The 3,222-nt window shown below is 59.4% G+C and carries 3 protein-coding genes; 2 read left to right on the top strand and 1 reads right to left on the bottom strand.

What is annotated here, in order from left to right; translation table 11 throughout:
- A partial coding sequence (locus JCM25156_RS12070) for an aminotransferase-like domain-containing protein (RefSeq protein WP_025813262.1) occupies positions 1 to 1,091 on the bottom strand: 1,091 nt, incomplete at its 3' end.
- A 130-nt stretch (positions 1,092 to 1,221) separates the two neighbouring features.
- Between JCM25156_RS12070 and JCM25156_RS24005 the strand changes: the two genes are divergently transcribed.
- Both JCM25156_RS24005 and JCM25156_RS12080 read left to right on the top strand, forming a co-directional pair.
- The gene (locus tag JCM25156_RS24005) at positions 1,222 to 2,100 is read left to right on the top strand and encodes an alpha/beta hydrolase (protein ID WP_242402627.1); all 879 of its coding nucleotides are present in this window, start codon (positions 1,222 to 1,224) and stop codon (positions 2,098 to 2,100) included.
- A gap of 486 nt (positions 2,101 to 2,586) precedes the next feature.
- Positions 2,587 to 3,222, top strand: a 636-nt coding sequence (locus JCM25156_RS12080; protein ID WP_025813264.1) for an aldehyde dehydrogenase family protein, incomplete at its 3' end; no start/stop codon positions are given.

Raw genomic sequence — 3,222 nt, forward strand, 5'->3', positions numbered from 1 at the left:
TGGATGGCGTGCAGAATCGTATGCGCCTGCCCTGTCTGCATCCATCGCGCCGTCAGCGCACTGAGCAGACCAGCATTGGTGAGCGCAATGGCCCGGATGGCCGCCGCGACCCGTCGGGTCATGTCCGCATTGGGCAGGGCGACATAGGCCGTGCGCAGGCCCGGACTTAATGTCTTGGCCAGTGTGGCCACATAACTGACGCGGCTATGGTCGAGGGCGGCCAGCGCCGGTGGTGGAGTGTCCATCAGCAGGCTGTAGGGGTCGTCCTCGGCAATATGCAGGTGGTGGCGCTGGGCGACCGCCAGAATATCCTTACGCCGTTGCAGCGACATGGTGGCCGTGGTGGGATTGTGGATGGTCGGGATACAGTAAAGCAGCCGGGGATGATGTTCGGCGCAGACGCGATCGAGCTGGTCTGGCATCATGCCCTCCATATCACTGTCCACGCCAACCAGAATAAGATCGAATTGCGCCGCGATGGTCCGGATACCGGGATAGGCGATGCGGTCGGTCACAATCACATCGCCCGGCTGGGTATGGGTGCTGACAATGGCCGCCAAAGCGCTCTGGGCGCCCGGTGAAACAAGGATTTCCTCCGTTCGCCGCTGACCGATGACGGGCGCGATCCATTTTGCGCCAAGCTGGCGTTCCTCCAGTGTACCACCCGTTACCCGATAGGACATCAGGCTGTTCAGATCCTGCTGTTTCAGGATGGCCGCGATGTCGCTCTGGATGATCCGCTGAAGCGGCGGTTCCTGCGGGATGGGCGGCAGGTTCATAGTCAGATCGACCACAGCCGGTCCCGTATGGCGCCAGTGACTTTCCCCGGCACCAACACGGATAAAGGTGCCCCGACCCACCGTCGCGTCAATCAGGCCGCGCCGCCGGGCTTCGGTAAAGGCCCGGGTCACGGTCGTCAGATTGGTGCCAAGATAATCCGCGATCGTGCGTTGTGGCGGCAGCCTGTCTCCCTCCCGCAGGTCGCCCTTGCGGATGGAGAGCGCCAGAGCATCGGCCAGCGTCATGTAAATCGCATTCGGGCTTTGGCTGATCTCTTCTTTCCAGTGCGCCAGATAGGGGTACGCGGACATGACCGATGGCTTCCATATATTCGATGGGAATCCATTCGATCATATCCCATACAATCAGTGCAATCCTGCGTGCCGCAGATTATGGGTGAATGTTCACTCTGGCCCGCACCTGCCGATCAGAAACCCATGCATGGCTCAGGATGACCTGACCGGAACCCATATAAGTGAGCCCATGTGTGAATACCTGCACTATATGATGGTCACGCTGACCTTCCTCATACTCCTGCCGGTCACGGCCTACGGTCATGATCGGCCCGCCCCGGAGAGTACGCCTGCTAGCGTGGATCCGGGCATGAATGAACGTGTCATGAATATACCGTCTGGCGCAGGTGGGTCCGTCAGGGGCATCTTCTGTTCCCCGGTCCGGCCGCGGGCAACGCTCATCATGTTTCCCGGCGGGTCTGGTGATATCGGTCTTGGACAGGATGGACACATCCGGCATGGCGACAACTTTGTCGTGCGGACACGTGGGGCGTGGAACAGGCGGGGCTATGCGGTTCTCATTCCGGATACGACCGGTCATGTCGATCTCAGGGGGCGGCGCGGTTCCGCGACCTATGCACGCCTTGTCGGGGATATGATCGCTTTCGTGCGCAGGCAGGGTTCAGGCCCTGTTTTCCTGCTTGGTACAAGTCAGGGCGCAATCGCGGCCGTCAATGGCGCGGCGCATGCGGCATCGGGCGCACTTGCCGGGGTCGTGCTGGCTGAAGCGGTGTCCGTCATGGGCGGCAGCGGGGAAACCGTTTTCAGCGCCGGGCCGCAGGCTGTACGTGCCCCTGTTCTTGTCGTTGCCAATCGCGATGACCGGTGCAATGTCGCCCCGCCCCACTACGCGGGACGGATTGCCGCCGCGATGACAGGCAGTCGTAAAGTAAACGTGTTAATGGTTGCGGGTGGCACAAAGCGGTCCGACAGAAACTGTGGCTCCCTGACCCCGCATGGCTATTTTGGCATCGAGAATGGGGTCATTGCCCAGATCAGTGCGTGGCTGGATGCCAACATCCGGTAATTCCATAAAAAACGGTGCGCTTTCAGGAAAAGAACGCACCATCCAATCCTCGGACCAGCCAGATCGGTTAGCCGGTTACATACTTCATTGAGACTGTTATAAACGGTATTCCGCCATGCAGTAAAAAAGCCCTCCGGATTACGGGAAAAAAGCCGCCAGCCGCAGGATGTACCCGCGCAGGCTCGGCACGCCTGCCCGGACATTCATAACGCGCGGACCGGGTCAAGGCGCGCGCAGCGGGAACCTCCGATGCGGCCCAAGCCCTGAATACAGCGCATAACACCCTGTCCTGAAAAGGAGTTTCACGCGATCTTGAGCCGCATTACCTTTGTCATGCGCTGATGACTATATATATCTGTATATAGACGAATGCAGTTGATACCCCGTCATCCCGGCGCGCCGTCACGTGCCTGCGGGCCAATTGTCCCTTATCGCAGGGATGGCAGGTGCTGAACTGATAAATAGATTGGAAGGCCACTGTTCACCATGCTTTACCAGACAATAAATCCGTACACGGAAGAAACGCTCAAGACATTCGATCTGCACTCGGATGCCCAGCTTGCCAGTATCGTCAGCAAGGCCGATACCACCTATAAGAAGGACTGGCGCAAGAAAACCTATGCCCAGCGCGCCGCCATCCTGCACAAGGCCGCTGAACTCATGCGGCACAACCGCGATGCCTTCGCAACGCCCATTACGGTGGAAATGGGCAAACTGTTCCGCGAGGCGCAGGCCGAGGTTGACCTGAGTGCCGATATTCTCGACTACTACGCTGATAATGCCGAGAAATTCCTCGCCCCCGTTGACCTGAAGATTGACGATGGCAAGGCCACGATCATCAGCCAGCCCATTGGTATCGTGTTCTGTATCGAACCGTGGAATTTCCCCTATTACCAGTTGGCCCGCGTTGTTGGTCCCAACCTTATGGCGGGTAACGTGCTGATCGTGAAGCACGCACCGGGTGTGCCGCAATGCGCGGTCATGTTTGAAGACCTGCTTGCCGATGCGGGCGCGCCGGAAGGCACGTATTCAAACGTATTCATTACCAACGAACAGTCCGCAACCGTCGTGGCCGACCCGCGCGTGCGCGGCGTTGCGCTGACCGGTAGCAACGCGCGGGGG

The sequence above is a fragment of the Komagataeibacter kakiaceti JCM 25156 genome (genome assembly GCF_000613305.1).